Source organism: Paenibacillus sp. P4_A7, from assembly GCF_056402455.1.
This window is the reverse complement of sequence record NZ_JBFUHJ010000442.1, coordinates 1-4,605: the sequence shown is the minus strand read 5'-3', so window position 1 is coordinate 4,605 and position 4,605 is coordinate 1. Positions and strand designations below refer to the sequence as shown.

Annotated in this window: 6 protein-coding genes; all 6 read left to right on the top strand. The window is 39.9% G+C overall.

The window, feature by feature from the left end:
* On the top strand, positions 1–894 hold an 894-nt coding region (locus AC1DWN_RS28400), incomplete at its 5' end, for a hypothetical protein (RefSeq protein WP_477562241.1).
* Between the two features lie 187 nt (positions 895–1,081).
* Positions 1,082–1,336, top strand: a complete 255-nt coding sequence (gene tatA, locus AC1DWN_RS28395; protein ID WP_477562240.1) for a twin-arginine translocase TatA/TatE family subunit — start codon at positions 1,082–1,084, stop codon at positions 1,334–1,336.
* Between the two features lie 43 nt (positions 1,337–1,379).
* Entirely contained in the window at positions 1,380–2,138 is a 759-nt protein-coding gene (gene tatC, locus AC1DWN_RS28390) for a twin-arginine translocase subunit TatC (RefSeq protein ID WP_477562239.1), read from the top strand.
* 247 nt (positions 2,139–2,385) lie between these two features.
* Complete coding sequence (locus AC1DWN_RS28385) at positions 2,386–3,921, top strand: FAD-dependent oxidoreductase (protein WP_477562238.1); 1,536 nt, start codon at positions 2,386–2,388, stop codon at positions 3,919–3,921.
* A gap of 65 nt (positions 3,922–3,986) precedes the next feature.
* A complete protein-coding gene (locus tag AC1DWN_RS28380) occupies positions 3,987–4,298 on the top strand; it encodes an ArsR/SmtB family transcription factor (RefSeq protein WP_477562237.1) in 312 nt (103 codons plus the stop codon).
* Positions 4,299–4,377: 79 nt separating this feature from the next.
* Positions 4,378–4,605, top strand: a 228-nt coding sequence (locus AC1DWN_RS28375; RefSeq protein WP_477562236.1) for an MFS transporter, incomplete at its 3' end; no start/stop codon positions are given.

Below are 4,605 nucleotides of genomic sequence, written 5' to 3'. Positions count from 1 at the left end.
ATCCCCTATCAGCCCGTACCTTATCAGTGGGCGAATCGGCATTCCTCTCTATTGCAAGCGAATGCGGATTGGGGGCTGTCGGGTCTGATGGAAAGCCATCACTACGGCTGGATGCCATCTTTTGTCAGTGATATTACGAAATGGACCTATTGGCAGCCCAGTCCTCCTCCAGAACAAATATTCGAAGCGATTGCCATACGCGATTTCAGCCGTGAAGCGCTTGATCATGTCTTGGAAGCGTGGCGGAGCTGGAGTGAAGCGATCAAACACTATATTCCAACCATTGAAGACCAGTATGGTCCATTCCGAGTCGGTTCTTCCTACCCATTCGTATTCCAGAATGAGGTGAAAATGCCGGTCGCCTGGCATGCGATGTTCGGTAATGAGATCGTATTTACGACCTATAAGCCAATAGACACCTCACGTCAGTCATTAGGAGTTTCACGGTATCAAGTGGAGACAAGAAGCTTGCAACGTATGCTGGAGCTGATGGTTCAAGGTAACGAAGCGATGAAGAGGGCAATAACGCTAACGCCAGAGCGGAAGTGGGGGCAGGCGATGAAGCAGCTTGGAATCAGTCAATTTATCGCACATGCGGTGCAGACGGCGATTCATGTGAAGCAATGGTGGCTGTTGAAGCAAAGGCTGCTAATAGAACCGGATTCGAGCAAAGCACTTGCTATTCTGGAGGAAATGCAAACGCTGGCCGAAAACGAGATTGCGAATGCTCAAGCGGTCATTCCCCTTGTAGAGTCGGATTCCCGTTTAGGTTGGGAGCCTAGTATGGATTACATGACGGATGCTGAGCACTTACATTGGAAGATTAATCAAGTGAGAAGCGTGATCGAGAACGAATTTCCGGGATGGAGAGCATCACTTGCGCTAACGGTTTAAACAGGTAGAAAAGGAGAAGTGTATGGTATTGATGAGAATAACGAGAAGTTAGACCATGTCACGTTACAGAAATGATCGAGGTCGAGGCACCTTGGATGGAAACCTCCTCCGATCGGCCAAATTCATGAGCTGGAATATTAATTCAAAAAAGAATCGCATGACATTCTAATTTATTGGAGGGATTTTCATGGCAAGTATTGGGATTCCAGGGCTTATATTGATTTTATTGTTAGCACTGCTTATGTTTGGACCGAGCAAGCTTCCTGAACTGGGTAAAGCTGTTGGCAGAACGCTGAGCGAGTTCAAAAAAGGTACTCGCGGCATCATGGATGTAATGGATGATGAGCCGGTTAGAAAATCGGTCGGTAGTAACAACGATTCGCCGCCAGCAGTGGAATCCAAGAGTGACCCTACGCTATCGTCAGCAAGAATTCAGGACTGATCGCTGGGATTACCAATTATGAGGTTTGGAGTTGGTGATATGCATGCATATTGAAAAGGACATGTCTCTTGTCGAGCATTTGAGAGATCTACGAAAAAAAATCGCCTTGTGCCTGATTGTTATCGTCTTGACTCTCGTAGGTGGATTATTGGCAGTCAATCCGATATTGTCATACTTGAAAAATGTGCAGCCTGCCAAAAGTATTGAATGGAATGCCTTTTCACCCTGGGATGCGATCAGCATTTACATGCAGTGCGCTCTACTCGTATCAATTACCGTGTCGATGCCCTTTATTTTGTATCAGCTGTGGGACTTCGTCCGCCCGGGTCTTCGCGTAAATGAACAGAAAGCGACGATCAAGTATATACCAGGTGCGGTATTTTTGTTTTTGCTTGGAGCCGCTTTTGCGTATTTTATTATTTTTCCGATGGCATTCAGCTTTGCTTCCAGTGTTTCGAGAAACATGGGACTAAACGAGACGTATGGCATTTCGCAGTACTTCACTTTTATGTTCAATATAATCACTCCGATGGCTCTATTATTTGAGCTTCCTGTTGTCGTTCTGTTTTTAACGAAACTGGGCATTTTGACTCCCAGAAGGTTGAAGAAAATGCGGAAAGTGTCATACATGATCCTTGTCCTTATCGCTGCGCTTGTAACTCCGCCCGATTTTATTTCGGATATCTTAGTTTCGATTCCAATGATTATACTGTATGAGTTCAGTATCATTCTATCATCCAGGGTACACCRCAAACATCAGGCAGAGGAAAGGGCGCTGGATTCAGGGCTCGATATTGCATAATCATTTACGCTTGTCCTATAATAGGGCGGGCGTTTTTTTATTATTAAATATACTTTTTCAACCTAAGTTGTTCAGAGAAATTGGAATGAAAATCAAATATACTGCTGACGCAAGTGTAACGGAGTTGGATTTCAATTCTCATGTGAGTATTTGTAAAGAAAAGAGATAATTATTTCTACCTATTTTATGAGAGGCTTGATAGAATGATTAGATAATACATAATATCAAATTTCTAGGAGACTCGATTATGAAACGTTACACATTTTTACTGTTATCTATTTTATTAATTTCAATTCTTTCCGCTTGTAGTGATAATACCCCTGCCTCAGTAAACAAAACCCCCGAACCAAATAATCCTACTTCAGTAAACAAAACCTTTGATCCTAAAAGTCCGGACGTTGTAATCATTGGTTCTGAATTAGAAGGTGTTTATTTAGCGAAAGCCGMAATGGAGGAAGGACTGTCAGTAGTCATTCTTGACCCTAGGGAACAACTGGGTGGTCAGCTTATTCAAGGTGAAATGCAGTTTCTAGATGAACCCGAAGATGATAGGGGAAAGACGCTATTGCAAGGGCAAGTGAAAACATTATTCGATGAATATAAGAGTGGTAAAATACGCGACGCGAAAGAGTTTAATCAATATTTTGACTCTCTTCTAAAAGGGATTTCTGTTGAGTCTGGCATCTCAATTAATGAACTAAAGATCGTTCAAGATCCTTCCTCAGCATCGATTAATAAAGTGGAGTCTATTACATATAGTACAAAAGATGGGCAAGAGAAGACATTAACGGCAAAGTATTTTGTTGAAAATACAGACTTTGCCGCTATAACTAGTAAACTAGGTATTGAGCGAATTCCCGGTATTGAAAGTGTGTTTGGTGGGGAAAAGGATCATATGACCGCGACTCTAATGATGAAGTTCCGCAATGTGGACTGGAAGGTTTTTAAAAACGAGGTTCATAAGTTAAGCCGGAAAGAAATTGATTTAAAGTATGGCGATACAACGACTGTCACGGATACCTTTACTTGGGGATTTGGTAATGTAGGGAAAAGTTATAAAGCGACAGAAGAAAAATTGTTTTTGCGAGGATTAAACATTATTAATCAGCTAGATGGTGATGCTGCGATAAATGCCCTATTAATTTTTGATGTAGATCCTTCAAGTGAAGCAAGTGTGAATGAGGCATTAGAAAAGGGGAAGAAAGAAACAGATTTAATATTGAAACACCTTCAAACAGAATTGCCAGGCTGGGAAAATGCTGAAGTAAATGGCTATCCAAACTACTTATATATCCGTGATTATGATCGTTATGRGACAGAGTACATACTTCAGGCTTCAGACATTATGAGTGGAAAAATGTTTTGGGATAATGTAAGTGTGGCAGGTTATCCAATTGATTTGCAAGGAATTCGAACGAATCAATGGGGTTTTCGGAAAGGTGACCCTGATAGATATGGAATACCTTTACGTGCCTTTCTTTCGAAAGAATATAGTAATGTAATTGTTTCTGGAAAAAACGTAGGTGCTACTGGTGCAGCATATGGTAGTGCTAGAATTCAACCAAATACTTCATTAGCTAGCGAGGTCATTGGTATTATTTTAGGGGAAATTAATGGCAAGTATGATATAAAAGATATTGACGAGGCACGTATGAAAGAATTGGTTCAATATATTAATAAAAAAGGAATTAAATTAGACAGCCCTGAAGGTAAAAACAAAATTAAGGATTTAACTTTGGATGAAATAGAACAATTGGATTTTGGTAAATTTATAGTCAATTAATCGGATTCCGTTATATAATTTGTTTTGATATTTACAAATCTATAAAAGTAGATATAATAATCTGTATGGAACCTATATTGATTTATAAAGCTTTGTCTAATGAGACTCGTAGTCAAATTATGCTTTGGTTAAAGAATCCAGAGGAATTTTTTGATGAAAATTCTTATTTACAACAAGGCCTCAATTTTCGAATTGGTGTTTGYGTGGGAGATATTCAGGCTAGGTCGGGACTTGCACAGTCTGTTATCTCTAGTTATTTGTTGACTATGCAGAAAGCTGGTTTGTTGGAATCTGAACGGATAGGAAAATGGACGTACTATCGTCGGAACGAAAAGACAATACAGGATTTTTCAGAGTATATCAATAAGAATTTATAAAAAGAGAGGAGGTCTTTTTTTTCTTCGTATATATCTATATTTCTAAATATGTAAATATGAATGGGAGCGAACATTTTAAATGAAAAAGGAAAACTCTTTGCTTATCATTATTCTAGCTTTAGGCGTATTCGGCATTATCACAACGGAAATGGGTATTATAGGTGTTTTACCCCAAGTAACTAAAAAATTCAACATATCGACTTCTCAGGCAGGGTGGCTTGTAAGTATATTTTCTTTAGTTGTTGCGATTTCAGGCCCTTTCCTGACATTACTCACTTCCGGTATTAATCGTAAAGTCATTCTATTA